We start from the raw sequence: 16,726 nt of genomic DNA, 5'->3' as shown, positions 1-16,726 counted from the left end.
TCAAAATGAAGAAGCTCACGATTTTTCTGGCCGGACTGGGTTTTGCCGGCCTCGGTTTTGCTGCAACGCCTCTGGTCACGCCGGCTGAACTCGAGGCGCTGCTGGGCAACCCTGCCGTTCGCGTGATTGACGTGCGTACTGACCGGGCTTACGCAGACAGCCATATTCCCGGCGCGCTGTCGGCGCCTTATGGCAACTGGCGCGGCCCGGCCTCGAATCCGGGCGAGTTGCCGCCGTTGCCGCAACTGACCACGCGGGTGCAAAGCCTCGGGCTGACGCCTGCCACCCATGCGGTAGTGGTTTCCAGCGGCGAAGACAGCGCCGATTTTGGCGCGGCGGCACGGGTCTACTGGACGCTTAAGGTACTCGGTTTGAAGAACCTGTCGATTCTGAACGGCGGCGAGCAAGCCTGGAGTGCAGCAGCATTGCCGCAAGACAAGGTTGTGCCCAAGGTGGCTGCCAGCGCCTATGCGCCGAAACTCGATCAGAGCCTGATCGCCAGCCGCGACCAAGTGGCGTCCCGGATCGATGATCCCCAAACCCGTTTGGTCGATGCCCGCCCTGCCGCATTCTTCCTCGGTAATGCGAGCCATCCGGCTGCCAAGGCTGCCGGCACCATCCGCAATGCGGTCAACCTGGACAACGGCAAATGGTTCAAGCCCGGCACGGCGATTTTCCTGCCGCTCGAAGATGCCAAAAGAGTCGCGGCGCTGGCCGGGATCACAGGACAGGAAGCGACGGTATCGTTTTGCAACACCGGCCACTTGGCCGCTACCAACTGGTTTGCCATGTCCGAGGTCGTCGGCCTGAAGAACGTTGCGCTTTACCCGGGCTCGATGGTCGACTGGACCCAGGCATCGCCGGCTCTGCCGATGGACAATGCACCGGGGCGTGACAAAATCGCGAATGACGCCAAAAATTGAGTGAGTAGAACACTTTTTCGGGCCGGGACTGAACGCATTCAAGCCCGATCGATCTGCGCCCTGAACCGCCTGGGGTCGCTCGTCGGCGGATTAATGGCGTGGAAGCGTACTGCTATCTGTATTTTTAAGTGCCGCTTTTTTTGTATGCGGAATATGCTATGTTTTTAGTCATACTCCCTGTTTTTTCATAATGTCGCGCGGAATGCGGTTTATTTTCCGCACTCGAGCGCGTACTTTTCCGCCGCACGCTGCGCTTTGCTGTGGGCCTTCGCCATGGCTTTCTTGCCCGCGGTTGCGGCATCTTCCCTGGCCCAGCGCTGGCGTTGTTCCAGCGCGACGCAGCGCTTGCGCTTGGCGGTGGCGGTGCGGGCGTATTTTTCATGAGCGCGTTCCTCGCTGGCCTCTTCTTTTTTGCGCCCGTTGCGCAATCGATTGAGCTCGGCCTTGTCTGCCGTCAGGCGCTGGCGCGCGTCCTGGGCCGTTTCCGCGGAAAGCGTGTCGCCGGTCTGGAGGGTGCTGCCGCTGCCGTTGATGCACGCGGTGTCGCTGTAAGTGATCTGCGTTCCGGATGTGCACTTGTAAATGGCGGATGCCGGTAGCGATACCGCGCACAGCAACGTCAGTACGAGCAATTTTGACATGGGTTTTCCGTTACAGGACTTTGCCGGGATTCATCAGGTTCAAAGGGTCGAACGCCTGTTTTAGCGTTCGCATCATCTGCATTTCCACTGCCGATTTGTAGCGCCGGATTTCATCGCGTTTCAGTGCGCCCAGACCATGCTCGGCGGAAATCGAGCCGCCGTAGCCGTGCACGCTGTCGTGCACCACCAGGTTGATCGCGTCTTGCCGGGCGATGAAGGCTTGGTCGTTCATGCCTTGCGGCGGCGAGACGTTGTAGTGCAGGTTGCCGTCGCCGAGGTGGCCGAAAGTGACCATCCGGCAGCCGGGCGCTGCCTGCTGCAGCAGCGCATCGGTGGTTTGGATGAAGTCGGCGATGCGCGAGATCGGCACCGAGATGTCGTGCTTGATGTTCTTGCCTTCGGCTGCCTGCGCCAGCGAGATGTGTTCGCGCAGGTTCCACAGCGCCTGGGATTGGGCGATCGAGGCCGCGACGATGGCGTCCGTAATCACTTCCTGTTCCAGCGCCGCGCCGATCAGGCTTTCCAGCATGTCGTTCGCATGCTGTTCCGATTCGCTGTCGGATAATTCCAGCAGCACGTACTGCGGGTGATTTTCCGCGAACGGCAGGCGCATCTGCGGAAAATGCTTGGTCACCAGCTGCAGGCAGAAATCCGACATCAGCTCGAAACCGGTCAGCGCCGCGCCGCAGTGCGCTTGCGCCAGCGTCAGCAGCTGCAGCGCGTCGGCCGGCGTGGCCAGCGCAGCCAGCGCGGTGATTTGCGCCTTTGGCTGCGGGAACAGCTTCATCACGGCGGCGGTGATGATGCCGAGCGTGCCTTCGGCGCCGATGAACAGGTCGCGCAGGTCGTAGCCGGTATTGTCCTTGCGCAGCCCGCGCAGGCCATCCCAGACTTCGCCCTGGGCGGTCACGACTTCGAGGCCGAGGCAGAGTTCGCGCGTATTGCCGTAGCGCAGCACGGCGGTGCCGCCCGCATTGCTGGAAAGATTGCCGCCGACGGTGCAGCTGCCTTCCGACGCCAGCGAGAGCGGGAACAGGCGTTCTGCGCTACTTGCCGCTTGCTGCAGGTTTTCCAGGATGCAGCCGGCTTCGACCGTGATGGTGTTGTTCTGCGTATCGATTGCGCGAATCCGGTTCAGGCGCGTCAGCGACAGCACGATGGCGGCACCGCTGTCGTCCGGCACGCTGCCCAGCACCAGCCCGGTATTGCCGCCCTGCGGCACCAGCGGCACCTTGAACTGATTGCACAGTTTGACCACGGCGGCGACTTCGGCCGTCGAGCCGGGTTTCACCACGGCCAGCGCGCGGCCGGTAAAGCGGCCGCGCCAGTCAGTCAAGTACGCAGCGGTATCGGCCGCTCCGGTCAGCACATAATTGGCGCCGAGCGCGGCGCGGCACAGGGTGAGAAAGTCGTTCATCTTGACGCCTTATCGATGGTTTCGCGTGCCAGTTTTTTGGCGGCCTGCTTGAGCGGGCGCAGGTACAGAATCGTGCAAAAGAAATACATCACGGTCAGCGCCACTTCGACCCAGCCCAGCGCGACCGACAGGCCATGATCGCTGGTGGCGCGCACCAGGCCTTCCATCAAATACAGCAGGATCAGCATCGACGACCATTGCAGCGTGTAATTGTCGCGCTTTAAGACGCCGCGCAATGGCAGCAGCAGCGGCACCACCTTGAGCACCATCCATGAGCCGCCCGGGCGCAGCGGCGCCAGCACCAGTTCCCAGGCCACGCACAGGGCAATCAGGGCGATCAGGCTGAGACTGGCGCCGCGGTGGTAATTGTTGTGGAGGGTATCGTTCATTGGCGTCCTTGCAGTTTGGCGGCGGTAGTGGCGAGCCGTTGCCCGAGGGCGACGGCGAGCTGGCGCGAGTCGTCGGACAGCGCCTTGCTGCCGTCGATGCCGGACCAGTGGGTGGCGCCGTAGGGGCTGCCGCCGCTGGCGGTAGTCATCAATTCCGGCCGGGTGTAGGGCAAGCCCTGGATCAGCATGCCGTGGTGCAGCAGCGGCAGCATCATCGACAGCAAGGTCGATTCCTGGCCGCCATGCAGGCTGCCGGTCGAGGTGAAGACGCAGGCCGGCTTGCCGCACAAGGTGCCGGACAGCCATTGGGTTGCAGTGCCGTCCCAGAAATACTTCATCGCCGCCGCCATGTTGCCGAAACGGGTCGGCGAACCCAGCGCCAGACCGGCGCAATCTTCCAGATCGGCCAGTTCGACATACGGTGCGCCGGTGGCGGGAATATCGGATTCGATGGCTTCGGTTACGGTCGAAACCGCCGGCACCGTGCGCAGTCGGGCATCGCAGCCGGGCACGCTTTCAATGCCCTGGGCGATGCATTCTGCCAATGTGCGGGTGGCGCCGTGGCGCGAGTAGTACAAAACGAGCAGGGTGATGTTGGATGGATGCATGCTTGATATTATAGGGTGCTTTATTCATCGTCGGCAGTTGGCAGGGCCGGTTGCAGCCGGGCTGCAGCCGTTTGGCCGCGGCTGCCGGCAACCACTTACTTCATTGCTCCTGATGCCCCTGAAAAACCTATCGATCCTGCGCGGCATGTCCTGGTCCGACTTGCGCAACCTGTTCCGCTTCGCCCGCAACCGCCTGCATGAAGAACGGCTGTCGCAGGTGGCCGGCAGCCTGACCTACACTACCGTGCTGGCGCTGGTGCCGATCCTGACGATTGCACTGGCGATCTTTACCACTTTCCCGCTGTTCAATACCTTCCGCGCCGCGCTCGAATCCTATCTGGCCGGCAGCCTGATTCCGTCCTCGATATCGAACACCATACTCGGCTATCTGACCCAGTTCGCGACCAAGGCCAAGAGCCTGTCGGCGGCCGGCGCGGTGCTGCTGATCGTGACTGCAGTGCTGATGATGATGACGGTTGACCGCACCCTGAACGACATCTGGCGCGTCAGGACCCAGCGCCCGTTCGCCCAGCGGGTGACCGTGTACTGGGCGGTGGTGACGCTGGGCCCGCTGCTGATCGGCGTGTCGATGACGCTGACCTCGTACTTGTTTACTGCCACCAGCGGTGTGGTGGCCAGCGTGCCTTTCATCGGCGCGGTGTTTTATACGCTGGTGTCGATCCTGTTTACCACCGGCGCGTTCACCCTGCTGTACGTGATGGTGCCGAACCGGCCGGTCGACTGGCGCGACGCCGCCTGGGGCGGCCTGGTCGCGGCGATTGCGTTCGAGATCGTCAAGCGCCTGTTTGCCGGCTTCGTCAGCCAGTCGCCGACCTACACGCTGGTGTACGGGGCGGTGGCGGCGATACCGATTTTCTTGCTGTGGATTTATCTGTGCTGGCTCATCACCCTGTCCGGCGCGGTGCTGGCCGCATCGCTGCCGATCGTGAAATATGAGCGCTGGTGGCATGTCGCCGCGCCCGGCAGCGCTTTTGTCGATGCGATGGCCGTCATCGAAGTGCTGTACCGGGCGCGGGTTTCCGGCGGCACCGCGGTGGTCGATACCCTGACCATCCGGCGCCAGACGCGGCTGGGGTTCGAGGAGATCGAGCGCCTGCTGCAAGCCATGCACGACGCCAACTGGGTCGGACGCGTCAAGCCGGACCAGGCCAAAGGTGCGCGCTGGGGCCGGCGCAGTGCGGAAGGCTTCGATAACTGGGTGCTGGTCGCCAATCCGCAACAACTGGCGCTGGCCGATGTATACCGGATGTTCGTATTCGACCCGGCCGGCGACGCGGCGCTGGCGCGGCAGGTCGAGACGGCGGTCGAGCAAGGCTTGGGCGAGACCTTGGCAGAGCATTTTTCGAAATCTGAATCCTAAATATACTTATTGCTGTATTTTTTCATGTTGCAATGAATATATGCATGAAAGCCGATGTTTTTATATATACCCCTATTTTGTTGGCGATCTTCCGAATCGGTCTGGGGAGGGGAGTGCGGCTTGAGGGCGGTGCTGCTGGTTGGCATGCCGGAGGCAAGTCTGAAAATCCGGGAGTGATTGTCGTATAATGCCGACCTTTCGTTATTCCCCTTTCTGGCAATGATTTTGCAGCTCGCTTTCACCGGCGGGCTTTTTTAATTCCAGAAATATCCCGGGAATTTGGCATTTTATGATTCGAACCGGATATCAGCATATCCAGCAGGCACAAGTGGCAGTCAATCTTCACCCACCCAATGAATACCGGTTGACGGCGCGTCTTCGGCGGCAAGCGCCTGATCGCTTGCGCCAGCCTTGGCACAGCATCGCATAACCCGCTCCTCCGTTTCCCCTTGAGTGGATCGGCGGACATTTACCTCGTACATGAAAGTAAGCAAGTCAGTTCAGACTTGCTTTTTAAGCAATGAAAAATACTTCCAAAACACTGACGCTCATTACTAAAACCGAGAGGCGGGTGGCAACGCCATTGACGCTGCCAAAAACAACGCTGACCCATGTGCTGGAAAATGCGGAGCTGCCCAATAAGGTCGTGGTCGTCACCAGGCGCTCCAGGCTGGCGCTGAAAGCGGAGCCGGCTGCTGCCCCTGAGGTACCTGAAATTCCTGCTGCGTCCGGGGGGGGCGAAGCGGCGCAAGTCGCTGCGGTTGCCGATATTGCAAGCGCGCCAGCGCCGGTCGCAGAGGCCGCTGCAGCGCCAGAAATTGCGCTGGAAACCGCATCCGAATCCGAACCTGCCTTCGAATTGCCAGTCATGCCAGCGATCAGCAAAGTCCCGGTCATCGTCAAGAAGGTCAGGGCAAAAACCATGATCGTGCCGGGCGCAGAGCTGCAACCGGTTCCCGAATCCGCGCCAACGCCTGCCGAGGCAGCGGCCGTCGTCAAGAAAGCCCGGGCCAAAACCGTTATCGTGCCATCGGAAATGAGCGCCCAGCCGCCGGCCAGCCCAACGCCGGTGGCAAGCCAGCTCGTCAGGCAAACCACCGATGCTGCCGCGCTGGCGGCGATCGATACTTCCGGGTATTTCCTGCCATCGGTCAAGGTGCCGGGAAAACGCGGACGCAAGCCGAAGGAATACCAGCCCGAGAATGAAGAAATTGCCGCGCTGAACGCAGTCGAGCGCTCCGAGCTGAAATCGGCCGCCAAGGCGAGAAGCAGCAGCGCGAAAGAAAAGGCCTTGCTCAAGGATGCCTGCCCGGCCGATGCCGCGGCGACCGCCGAGGATTTGGCGCAGCGCCGCATCAAGCTGCTGGCGCTGATCAAGTTCGGCAAGGAGCGCGGCTTCCTGACTAATGCCGAAATCAACGATCATTTGCCGGAAAATATTTTCAATCCGGAAGCCATCGAAGCCATCATCAGCACCTTCAACGACATGGGGATCGCGGTCTACGAGCAGGCGCCGGATGCCGAATCGCTGTTGCTGACCGACAATGTAGCCACCGTCGCCAGCGATGACGAGGCCGAAGCCGGCGCCGAGGTGGCATTGCTGACAGTCGATTCGGATTTCGGCCGCACCACCGATCCGGTGCGCATGTACATGCGCGAAATGGGCGCGCGCGAACTGCTCACCCGCGCCGGCGAAATTGAAATCGCCAAGCGCATCGAAGACGGCCTGAAAGACATGATCCAGGCCATTTCAGCCTGTCCGATCACGATTGCCGAAATTCTTGCCGCCGCGGAAAAAATTGCCAGCGATGACATCAAAATCGACGACATCGTCGATGGCCTGGTCGACCCCGAGACATCCAACGACCATCCGGTTGCGGCCGGCGCGGACGAAGACGAGGACGAAGACGATGAGGATGAGGCCGACGACGAAGTTGATGAGGAGGAATCCAGCAGCGGCGGCATCGGCGGCGCAGCAGGCTTTAGCAGCGAGCAGATCGTCCAGCTGAAAAAAACCGCGCTGGCCAAATTCGCGATCATCGCGGCCCAGTTCGACATCATGCGCGCCGCCAACGATAACGGCGCGTATAAATCCGACGCCTACAACCAGGCGCAGGCCGTGATCTCGTACCAGTTGCTGGGCATCCGCTTCACCGCCAAAGTGGTCGAAAAACTGTGCGATACGCTGCGCGGGCAAGTCGAGCAGGTACGCCACATTGAAAAACAACTGCTGGAAATCGTGGTCAGCAAGTGCGGCATGCCACGCACCCACTTCATCAAGGTATTCCCCGGCAACGAAACCGATCTGGGCTGGGTCGACCGCGAAGTCGACTGTGCATACCCGTATAGCCTGGCGCTGGGGCGGCAGGCGCCGGCAGTCAGGGAATTGCAAAACAAGCTGATCGCCCTGCAAACGCGGGTCGCGTTGCCGCTGCCGGACTTGCGTAGCATTAACAAGCAGATGTCGGCCGGTGAAATGCGCACCCGCAGGGCCAAGCGCGAAATGACCGAAGCCAACCTGCGGCTGGTGATCTCGATTGCCAAGAAATACGTGAATCGCGGCCTGCAATTCCTCGATCTGATCCAGGAAGGCAATATCGGCCTGCTGAAAGCGGTCGACAAGTTCGAATACCGCCGCGGCTACAAGTTCTCGACCTATGCCACCTGGTGGATCCGCCAGGCCATCACCCGCTCGATCGCCGACCAGGCGCGCACCATCCGGGTGCCGGTGCACATGATCGAAACCATCAACAAGATGAACCGGATCGCGCGCCAGGTGCTGCAGGCCACCGGCGCCGAACCGGACGCGGCGCTGCTGGCGGAAAAGATGGACATGCCGGAAGTGAAAATCCGCGAAATCATGAAAATCGCCAGGGAACCGGTTTCCATGGAAACCCCGATGGGCGACGACAGCGATTCGCAACTCGGCGACTTCATCGAGGATAGCCACACCGTAGCGCCGGTCGATGCCGCGCTCTATTCATCGATGCGCAACGTGGTCAAGGACGTGCTGGACTCGCTGACCCCGCGCGAGGCCAAGGTGCTGCGCATGCGCTACGGCCTCGAAATGTCGTCCGATCACACGCTGGAAGAAGTCGGCAAGCAGTTCGACGTAACCCGCGAACGCATCCGCCAGATCGAAGCCAAGGCGATGAACAAACTGCGCCAACCATCGCGCTCGGACAAGCTCAAGTCCTTCATGGGGGCTAATTAAAGCAGCAGGGGATTGCCGATATTGAAAATATACCGGTGTTTGTACTTTCAACTCGGCAATGAAATCATGCGGTAAATACGGTATTTTTACAGATACCCCACACCACCATCATAATCGTGATTGAGCGCGGCCCGGTGCGCAAGCCGCATCTGGGCGCCTAAGCGCAGTGCGCCTGCCGCAGGCGGCTGGCCTTGCAGGAACTGCGCCTCAATCGAGCCAGTTGACCTTCGCAAACCTGCGGTGAAATGTGTCTGGCATCGGTATTACCTGCGCGTTTTTGTAGTCGAAGAAGACGAAGCCGTATTTGGCCATGGCCACCAGCGCATTGTCATGCGGGCGGGTGATGCGAAAGATGATGTCGCCGCCATATTTGTTGAAATCCATCACGCCGACCTCAAACAGCAGCTGGTCGCGTGCGTGCGCTTCCGCTTTATAGGCGGTGGCAAGGTCGGTGACAATGATGCCGGTGCCATCGCTTTGGATATCTTCAACGCCAAACTCAAAGAGGAAGCGCGCTCGCGCCTCCGAAATCATCGAAATCATCGAGTCATTGCCCAGGTGGTTGGCGTAATTAATATCGGTAGTCCGGACTGTGAGCAGGGTCGAATAGCAGTATTGGTCTTCGGGGAATGCAAGTTTCAGGCGAGCCATCGTAGGTATCTTTCAAGCGGAAGTGCGTCATGAGACGGATCGGGAATTGTACCCGCTGCATCGCTCGGGACCTCGGGTCTACTGGTCCAGGTGTTATTTCGTCAATTGATCGGTCGATAATCAGTTTTGTCTGGCTGCACAACCAAACACCACTTCATACGTCGCCGGCAGCAGGCCGTCGTCATCGCGCAGCGCTTCATAGCGTGCTTGCGCGGCTTGCCATGCGGTTTTGCCCATCATGCCGCGACGGCGGTTGCCGCCGATCTGGTTGGCGCCGATGCCGCGGATGCTGGCTAGTAGGGCCTTGAAGTCGCGGTGACGCGTGACCCAGTTTTCGCTGCCGATTTGAATTTGTTCGAAACCGGCGGCGGCCAGTGCCGCCTCGACTTCGCTTGCGGCGGCGAACGGCAGCACGCGGCGGTGCGTGTCGATGCCGGCGAAGGCGCTTTCCAGTTCGTGCAGCGTGCCCGGCCCCAGCGTGGAAAACAGCAGCAGCCCGCCGGGCGTGAGCACCCGTTGCAGTTCGGCGTAGGCCAGCGCCGGCTGGCACCATTGCAGCGCCAGGCTGGACCAGGCCAGATCGAAGCTGGCGCCGGCGAACGGCAGGCGCTCCAGATCGCCGCAGACGCTGGCGATGCCGCGCGCCAGCGTCTTGCGCGCCATTTCCGGCGCCAGATCGCAGCCGACCACCAGCGCCTCGGGCCAGTGCCGGCGCAGCAGGCTGGCACCGTAACCGGTGCCGCAGCCGCCGTCGAGGATGCGCGCCGGTTTCCGATCGTTTTCCATATCAGGCAGGGTTGCAGCCAGCCGCTCGCAGACCTGGTGCTGAAATTGCGCCATCGCGTCGTAGGCGCCGGCGGCGCGGTCGAAAGCGGCACTGACCTTGCTCTTGTCGATGTCAGGCATTGATGAAATCCGCTATCAGTGCGGCGCAGCGTGCCGGGTCCGACAGGAAAGGCGCGTGCGCTGCGTCTGGCAAGACTTCGAGGCGCGCCTGCGGCAGCGCGGCCGCCAGCCACTCGGCAGCCGCCAGCGGCATCAGCGGATCGTGCGCGCCGTGCAGCAGCAGCGTCGGCTGGGCAATATGTGGCACGTTTGCACGCAAATCGGTGTAGCGCAGCAGCGCCAGGCCGGCTGCGAGTACCGCGGCCGGCGGTAGATCGGCTGTGGCCAAGGCGCGCGTCAATTCGCGGCCGATGCTGCGGCCGTTGACGTCGTTCTGGTTGAACAACGCAATGAAGCGCTTCAGTGCGGTTTTCGGATCGGCTTCAAGCGCATCGGTAAATTCCGCCAGCGCTGCCGGCGTCATGCCGTGCGGCCAGTTTGGGCGCTGCACGAAGCTGGGTGTGGCGCCGATCAGGATCAGGCGCGCGATTCTGTCCGGCTGGCGCTGCGCGGCGTGCAGCGCCAGCAGTGCGCCGAGCGACCAGCCGCACAGCGTGATCGGCGTAGAAACATCGGCCAGCAGCGCATCGGTCAGCGCGTCCATCGTGTACAGGGAAGGCGCTGCGCTGCCGGCGTAACCGGGCAGCGCCGGTGCCCGGGCCTGAATTTTCAGGTGCGCGGCCAGGCCGTCCCACGCCGCCGGATGCATGCCCCAGCCGTGCCATAAAACCAGTTCATTCATTGCAGCTGCTTCAATGCGGCCAGCAGCCGGTCCACCTGCGCCACGCTGTGCGCGGCCGACAGCGTGATGCGCAGCCGCGCCGTGCCCTTGGGCACGGTGGGCGGGCGGATCGCCGGGACCCAGATCCCTTGCTCGGCCAGTGCCGCGGCAGCGTGCAGTGCGGCATCGTTGTCGCCGATGATGATCGGCTGGATTGCAGTCGGCGACGCCAGCAGCTGCCAGCGCGTGTCTTGCAGGCCGTTGCGCAGGCGTTCGATCAGCAACTGCAGATGGCTACGCAGCGCGTCGCCTTGTTCGATCAGCTTTATGCTCTTGATCAGCGTGGCAGCCACGATCGGGCTGGCTGCGGTGGTGAAAATATAGGTGCGGGCGCGTTGCATCAGCCATTCGATCACATTGGCCGTGCCGGCCACGAATGCGCCGGAAACGCCGGCCGCCTTGCCCAGCGTGCCGATGTACAGCAGGCGCGGGTGTGAGGCGAGTTCGATGCCGAGATGCGCCGGCGTGCCGCGCCCCTGCGGTCCGAGTACGCCGAAGCCGTGCGCGTCGTCGATCACCAGCCAGGCGTCGAAGCGCTCGGCCAGCGCCAGCAGCTGCGGCAATGGTGCCAGGTCGCCATCCATGCTGAATACCGCATCGGTCAGGATCAGCTTGCGTTTGGCTGTGCTGGCGCTCAGCAGGCGCTCCAGCGCAGCCAGATCGTTGTGCGGATAGCGATGGTGTCCGGCGCGCGACAGCTGGGCGGCGTCGATCAGCGACGCGTGGTTCAGGCGGTCGGCGAACACCGCATCACCGCGCCCGACCAGCGCCGGCACTACGCCCAGGTTGGCCATGTAGCCGGTGCTGAAATACAGCGCGCGGGCGCTGCCGACGAAGGCGGCCAGATGTTGCTCCAGTGTTTCATGCGGCTCCAGATGGCCGCTGACCAGGTGCGAAGCGCCGGAGCCGACGCCCCACAGCATCGCGGCTTCGCGTGCGGCTTCGATCAGGCCGGGTTCTGCGGCCAGGCCGAGATAGTCATTGCTGCAAAACGATAGCAGTGCGCAGCCATCGACTTCGACCTCGACGCCGCAGGGCGTGTCCAGCACGCGGCGGCGCCGTTGCAGGCCCTGTGCGGCGAGGCCGGCCAGTTCGCTATCGAGTTCATCCCAGATCATGCGGCGCTCCCGGCAAATGCTTTGGCAAATAAATACAAGGCGTCGAGCACCGCGTCCGGCTGTTCCGCCATCAGGTTATGGCCGCAGTGGTCGAGTTGCACCACCTTGCCGTGCGCGATGGCCTTGATCAGACCGGCGCTGGCCTTCACCGGCGTCATGATGTCGCGCCGGGCCAGCAGGAACAGGGTCGGGCAGCGCACCGATTGCGCGGCGATATCGCCATTCGCATACGTATTGCAGGCCGAAAAATCGGTGAAGAATACATGCTCCGGGTTGATTTTGGAAATGCGCTGCATCAGCCGCTGGTTCCCGCCCATCACATAGAAACCGGGGGCAGGACTGGACGGCTTTTGCGCGACCGAGGTGTGCGACCAGATGTTGACCATGTCGATCGCGCTCTGTTCCGCGTTTTTGGCCGCATCGAGCAGGCTGTCGGATACTTTCATCGGGTAAGCGGTGCCGATCAGTGCCAGTGTGCTGACCCGAGCCGGTGCCTGGTACGCGGCTTCCAGCGCGATCAGCGAGCCCATGCTGTGGCCGACCAGCATCGCTTTGTCGACGCCGACCGCATCCAGCAAGGCCAGTACCCAGCCGGCGATCGATTCGACGCTGACCAGCGCCGCACCCTTGCTGCGGCCGTGGCCGGGCAGGTCGACTGCCAGCACGTTGAAGCCGTGGTGCGCAAAGTAGCGGGTCTGCAGGATCCAGATCGAATGGTCGTTCTGTGCGCCGTGGATGAAGACGACCGTTGGCAGCAGAGGGTTGAACGGCTTGCCGCCGGTATACGCATAGGCATCGAAGCCTTGGATATGAATCAGCATGTCAATCGCCTTTCTTGGGATTTGGCTGCGACATCTTCAGACTGCGCGCTAGATCGTCGATCAGGTCGTCCGCGTCTTCCAGTCCGATCGACAGCCGTATCGTGCCTTCGGTGATGCCGGACGCCGCGAGCTGATCGGCCGGGACGCGGAAATGGGTGGTCGAGGCCGGATGGATCACCAGCGATTTGGCGTCGCCGACATTGGCCAGATGCGAGAAGATGTTGAGCGACTCGACAAAGCGCTGGCCGGCCGCGCGGTCGCCCTTGATGTTGAAGGTGAATACCGCACCGCAGCCTTTCGGCAGCAGGGTCTTGGCCAGCGCATAATCGGGGTGCGATTCCAGTTCCGGATAGGACACCGCTTCCACCGCCGGATGCGCGAGCAGGAATTCGACCACCTTGCGGGTGTTGGCGACATGCCGGTCCATGCGCAGGCCCAGGGTTTCGATTCCTTGCAGCACCGCGAACGCATTGTGCGGGCTCATCACCGCGCCGAAGTCGCGCAAGCCTTCGCGCCGCGCGCGCAGCGCGAACGGCGCGACCGTCGATTCTTCCGTAAACACCATGCCATGGAAGCCGTCGTACGGTTCGCACAGCTCGCCGAAATTGCCGGCCTTGTCATGCGCCTGCTGCCAATCGAAGGTGCCGCCATCGACCAGCAAGCCGCCGATCGCGGTGCCGTGGCCGCACAGGAACTTGGTGGCCGAATGGAACAGCAGGTCGGCGCCATGCTCGAACGGGCGCAGCAGATACGGCGTGGTGAAAGTCGAGTCGACCAGCAGCGGCAGGTAATGTTCATGCGCGATCTGCGCGACGTGGGGAATGTTCAGCACTTCCAGCCCCGGATTGCCCAGGGTTTCGGCAAACAGCACCTTGGTATTCGGGCGGATCGCGGCGCGCCACGCATCAAGGTCGCGCGGATCGACGAAGGTGGTCTCGATGCCGAAGCGCTTCAATGTGTAAGCCAGCAGATTCTGCGAGCCGCCGTACAGCGCACGCGAGGCGACGATATGCGATCCGGCGCCGGCAATCGTGACCAGCCCCAGATGCAGCGCGGCCTGGCCGCTGGCCACAGCAATCCCGGCCACGCCGCCTTCGAGTGCCGCGATGCGCTCTTCCAGCACCGCGTTGGTCGGATTCGAAATGCGCGAATAGACGTGGCCGGAACGCTCCATATTGAACAGCGAAGCGGCGTGATCCGAATCCTTGAATACGAAGGATGAAGTGAAATGGATCGGCGTCGCCCGCGCGCCGGTGGCCGCATCGGGTGCTGCACCGGCGTGCAGCGACAGGGTATCGAATTTGAGGTAATGTGGGCCGCTCATGCTGGTTCAAATCTCCATTATTGTCGGTTGTCGCGGCTGGCAGTTTAGCACCAAGCCTTGCGGCGACTGCGATGCGCAGCGATCGTAAAAACCATTTGGATTGATTCGCGGGCTGGATTTTTCACTGTGCTTGCGCTACAGTCGAAGCAAGATTAACAATCAGACACAGAGCAACCATGAAAGTCTCCGAAATCCTAACGGTCAAAGGCAATATCCTTTATACGGTCACGCCGGACACTGCAATGGTCGACGCGGTTCACACCATGGCGGAAAAGGACATAGGATCGCTGGTCGTGATGGAGTACGGTGATCTGGTCGGCATGCTGACTTTTCGCGAAGCGCTGAAAGCGGTACATGAGAACAACGGCAGCGTGGGCAGCTGCAGCGTGCGCAAGCACATGGATGACCATCCGCTGACAGTCACGCCGGATACCGACATTAATGAGGTGCGTCGCGTGATGCTGGAAAAACACACCCGCTACCTGCCGGTGCTGGATGCCAAAACTTTGTTGGGAGTGATTTCTTTTTATGACGTGGCTAAATCCGTGCTCGAGGCGCAAAGTTTCGAGAACAAGTTGCTCAAGGCCTACATCCGCGATTGGCCGGGGGCGGCGGAAGAATAAATAGATTGATTGCTGTCTTGCCGTTATCGGCTTGATGCAAGAGCCGCCCACGGTGACAGCACCGCAGGCGGCTTTTTTTTGTTGTGCGTTTTAATGTCCGAAATCTCACCAACCAAAGGATCGATCATGCATATTGCCGTCATCGGTGCCGGAATCTCCGGTTTGACCTGCGCACGCCAGCTACAAGTTCAGGGACATAGCGTGACCGTGTATGAAAAAAGCGCCGATGTCAGCGGCCGCATGAGTACGCGTCAGACCGAGTTCGGCGGCTTCGATCATGGCGCGCAATACCTGACCGCCAGTTCGGACGTTTTTCGCAAGCGGCTTGCCGCCTGGAAGAAGGCAGGCTTGATCATCGACTGGAGTCCGAATCTGGTGCGGCTGGAACAGGGCGCGCACAAGCCGGCCCCACGTTCTCCAAAACGCTTTATCGCGATCCCTGGCATGGGCGCCCTGTGCACGCATCTGGCGCAGGGACTGGATGTGCGTTGCGAACAGGTGGTGCGACGCATCGAGCCGTTCGGCAAGCAATGGTTGTTGTCGGTCGGTTCGCCCAATGTGGCAATCGATGCCAGCGCCGGTCCATTCGATGCGGTGTTGCTGGCGGTTCCGGCCGAGCAGGCGCTGCCGCTGCTGGCTGCGGCGCCGGCGTTGGCGAAACAGGTGGCAAAGGCAAAACTGTCCCCTTGCTGGGCGCTGATGCTGAGCTTTCCGCTGCCATTGGCGCTCGGTTACGACGGCGCTTGGGTGAGTGGTTCGCGCCTGGGCTGGATCATGCGCGATAACGCCAAGCCGGAACATCGTGCGGGCGAGCGCTGGGTGGCGCATGCATCAAACGACTGGAGCGTCAGGCATCTGGAAGACGACGAGGAACGCGTCCAAGAGAAGTTGCTGAAGGCTTTTCACGAAGCCACTGGTTCACAGGTGCAGCCGGTGCATGTCAGCGCGCATCGCTGGCGCTATGCCCAGGCGCAGGCGCCATTGGCAGAGAATTGCCTGTGGCGTCCAAGATTGCGCATCGGTACCTGCGGCGACTGGTTCGCCGCTGGTCTGGAAGGCTGCGGCCGGATTGAGAACGCCTATTTGAGCGGCTTGGCGCTGGCTGCTGCTGTAGGTTCTTGATGGAGTGTCGATTAAGCTCCAATAGCGTGCAGATTCCATTTGACGGCAAGATCCAAAGCACCATTTCGATGATGTTTTGCTATTTAATGTAGGATTGTTCTTCTGGCATTAAACCTGAAATCCGGACTGCAGCTTGGAGGCACTATGAATATATTGATGGTATTGACGTCGCATGAGCAGCTTGGCGATACCGGCCAGAAAACCGGTTTCTGGCTGGAAGAATTTGCCGCGCCTTATTATGTGTTCAAGGATGCCGGCGCGAATATCACCCTGGCGTCACCGCAAGGCGGGCAACCGCCGTTGGACCCGAAAAGCGATGCGGCCGAGTTCCAGACCGATGCCACGCGCCGCTTCAGGCAGGATGCCGCGGCACAGACGGCACTGGCGAATACGGTCGAACTTGGCACGCTGTCTGCCGACGGTTTCGATGCATTATTTTATCCCGGCGGACACGGGCCGCTGTGGGACTTGGCTGAAAATGCGGATTCGGTCGAATTGATCGAAGCCATGTTTGCCCTGGGCAAGCCGGTTGCTGCGGTATGTCATGCATCCGGTGTATTTCGCCATGCGATGGCGCAGGATTCACTGCCTTTGCTCAAGGGGATGGCTGTAACCGGGTTTTCCAATACGGAAGAAGCGGCGGTGCAGTTGGCGGATGTCGTCCCATTCCTGGTGGAGGATGAATTGCGCAAGTGCGGCGCAAAGTATTCCAAAGGTCCAGACTGGCTGCCGTATGTAGTGGTTGACGGCAACGTGATCACAGGGCAGAACCCGGCTTCGTCGGAAGCGGCTGCAATCGCGGTTGTGAAGCAGTTGCAAAAGACTTGA

Annotated in this window: 16 protein-coding genes; 6 read left to right on the top strand and 10 right to left on the bottom strand. The window is 61.4% G+C overall.

Going from position 1 to position 16,726, the window contains the following annotated elements; all coding sequences use genetic code 11:
* Positions 1-5 precede the first annotated feature (5 nt).
* Positions 6-923 carry a sulfurtransferase gene (locus HMCN_RS17180; protein WP_035625459.1) on the top strand — a complete coding sequence of 306 codons (918 nt, stop codon included), beginning with the start codon at positions 6-8 and terminating at the stop codon, positions 921-923.
* A 209-nt stretch (positions 924-1,132) separates the two neighbouring features.
* Here HMCN_RS17180 and HMCN_RS0102540 read toward each other — a convergent pair whose 3' ends face one another.
* Genes HMCN_RS0102540 through wrbA form a run of 4 tightly spaced genes read right to left on the bottom strand, consistent with a single transcriptional unit; the run spans position 1,133 to position 3,978 of the window.
* Positions 1,133-1,564: a hypothetical protein gene (locus HMCN_RS0102540; RefSeq protein ID WP_025915899.1), complete on the bottom strand. Its 432-nt coding sequence runs from the start codon at positions 1,562-1,564 to the stop codon at positions 1,133-1,135.
* 10 nt (positions 1,565-1,574) lie between these two features.
* The gene (locus HMCN_RS0102535) at positions 1,575-2,981 is read right to left on the bottom strand and encodes an FAD-binding oxidoreductase (protein WP_025915898.1); all 1,407 of its coding nucleotides are present in this window, start codon (positions 2,979-2,981) and stop codon (positions 1,575-1,577) included.
* Positions 2,978-3,370, bottom strand: a complete 393-nt coding sequence (locus HMCN_RS0102530; protein ID WP_025915897.1) for a DUF2069 domain-containing protein — start codon at positions 3,368-3,370, stop codon at positions 2,978-2,980. Before HMCN_RS0102530 ends, HMCN_RS0102535 begins: the two co-directional genes overlap by 4 nt.
* Positions 3,367-3,978: an NAD(P)H:quinone oxidoreductase gene (wrbA, locus tag HMCN_RS0102525; protein WP_025915896.1), complete on the bottom strand. Its 612-nt coding sequence runs from the start codon at positions 3,976-3,978 to the stop codon at positions 3,367-3,369. The genes HMCN_RS0102530 and wrbA overlap by 4 nt, the downstream gene beginning before the upstream one ends.
* A gap of 112 nt (positions 3,979-4,090) precedes the next feature.
* Here wrbA and HMCN_RS0102520 point away from each other — a divergent pair, with 112 nt between their 5' ends.
* Complete coding sequence (locus tag HMCN_RS0102520; RefSeq protein WP_025915895.1) at positions 4,091-5,359, top strand: YihY family inner membrane protein; 1,269 nt, start codon at positions 4,091-4,093, stop codon at positions 5,357-5,359.
* 520 nt (positions 5,360-5,879) lie between these two features.
* The gene (gene rpoD / locus HMCN_RS0102515) at positions 5,880-8,573 is read left to right on the top strand and encodes an RNA polymerase sigma factor RpoD (protein WP_025915894.1); all 2,694 of its coding nucleotides are present in this window, start codon (positions 5,880-5,882) and stop codon (positions 8,571-8,573) included.
* Between the two features lie 207 nt (positions 8,574-8,780).
* Here the strand turns inward: rpoD and HMCN_RS0102510 are convergent, their stop codons facing one another.
* The 6 genes from HMCN_RS0102510 to HMCN_RS0102485 all read right to left on the bottom strand — a co-directional run bounded on the left by HMCN_RS0102510 (position 8,781) and on the right by HMCN_RS0102485 (position 14,153).
* Positions 8,781-9,224, bottom strand: coding sequence for a thioesterase family protein (locus HMCN_RS0102510; protein WP_025915893.1), 444 nt, complete (start codon positions 9,222-9,224; stop codon positions 8,781-8,783).
* A gap of 120 nt (positions 9,225-9,344) precedes the next feature.
* Positions 9,345-10,130: a malonyl-ACP O-methyltransferase BioC gene (gene bioC, locus HMCN_RS0102505; protein ID WP_035625456.1), complete on the bottom strand. Its 786-nt coding sequence runs from the start codon at positions 10,128-10,130 to the stop codon at positions 9,345-9,347.
* Entirely contained in the window at positions 10,123-10,851 is a 729-nt protein-coding gene (locus HMCN_RS0102500; RefSeq protein ID WP_025915891.1) for an alpha/beta fold hydrolase, read from the bottom strand. The genes bioC and HMCN_RS0102500 overlap by 8 nt, the downstream gene beginning before the upstream one ends.
* Positions 10,848-12,008, bottom strand: coding sequence for an 8-amino-7-oxononanoate synthase (gene bioF, locus HMCN_RS0102495; RefSeq protein WP_025915890.1), 1,161 nt, complete (start codon positions 12,006-12,008; stop codon positions 10,848-10,850). Before bioF ends, HMCN_RS0102500 begins: the two co-directional genes overlap by 4 nt.
* The gene (locus HMCN_RS0102490) at positions 12,005-12,829 is read right to left on the bottom strand and encodes an alpha/beta fold hydrolase (RefSeq protein ID WP_025915889.1); all 825 of its coding nucleotides are present in this window, start codon (positions 12,827-12,829) and stop codon (positions 12,005-12,007) included. The genes bioF and HMCN_RS0102490 overlap by 4 nt, the downstream gene beginning before the upstream one ends.
* A 1-nt stretch (position 12,830) precedes the next feature.
* Positions 12,831-14,153 carry an O-acetylhomoserine aminocarboxypropyltransferase gene (locus HMCN_RS0102485; RefSeq protein WP_025915888.1) on the bottom strand — a complete coding sequence of 441 codons (1,323 nt, stop codon included), beginning with the start codon at positions 14,151-14,153 and terminating at the stop codon, positions 12,831-12,833.
* A 176-nt stretch (positions 14,154-14,329) separates the two neighbouring features.
* On the opposite strand from HMCN_RS0102485, the gene HMCN_RS0102480 reads away from it, so the two are divergent.
* The 3 genes from HMCN_RS0102480 (at position 14,330) to HMCN_RS0102470 (ending at position 16,726) form a co-directional block, all read left to right on the top strand.
* Positions 14,330-14,776 carry a CBS domain-containing protein gene (locus HMCN_RS0102480; RefSeq protein ID WP_025915887.1) on the top strand — a complete coding sequence of 149 codons (447 nt, stop codon included), beginning with the start codon at positions 14,330-14,332 and terminating at the stop codon, positions 14,774-14,776.
* Positions 14,777-14,902: 126 nt separating this feature from the next.
* Complete coding sequence (locus HMCN_RS0102475) at positions 14,903-15,898, top strand: NAD(P)/FAD-dependent oxidoreductase (RefSeq protein ID WP_035625494.1); 996 nt, start codon at positions 14,903-14,905, stop codon at positions 15,896-15,898.
* A gap of 144 nt (positions 15,899-16,042) precedes the next feature.
* A complete protein-coding gene (locus tag HMCN_RS0102470) occupies positions 16,043-16,726 on the top strand; it encodes a type 1 glutamine amidotransferase domain-containing protein (RefSeq protein ID WP_025915885.1) in 684 nt (227 codons plus the stop codon).

The sequence above is a fragment of the Herminiimonas sp. CN genome (genome assembly GCF_000622895.1).
Classification (GTDB): domain Bacteria; phylum Pseudomonadota; class Gammaproteobacteria; order Burkholderiales; family Burkholderiaceae_D; genus AVCC01.
This window is presented reverse-complemented; position numbering and strand designations above follow the sequence as displayed.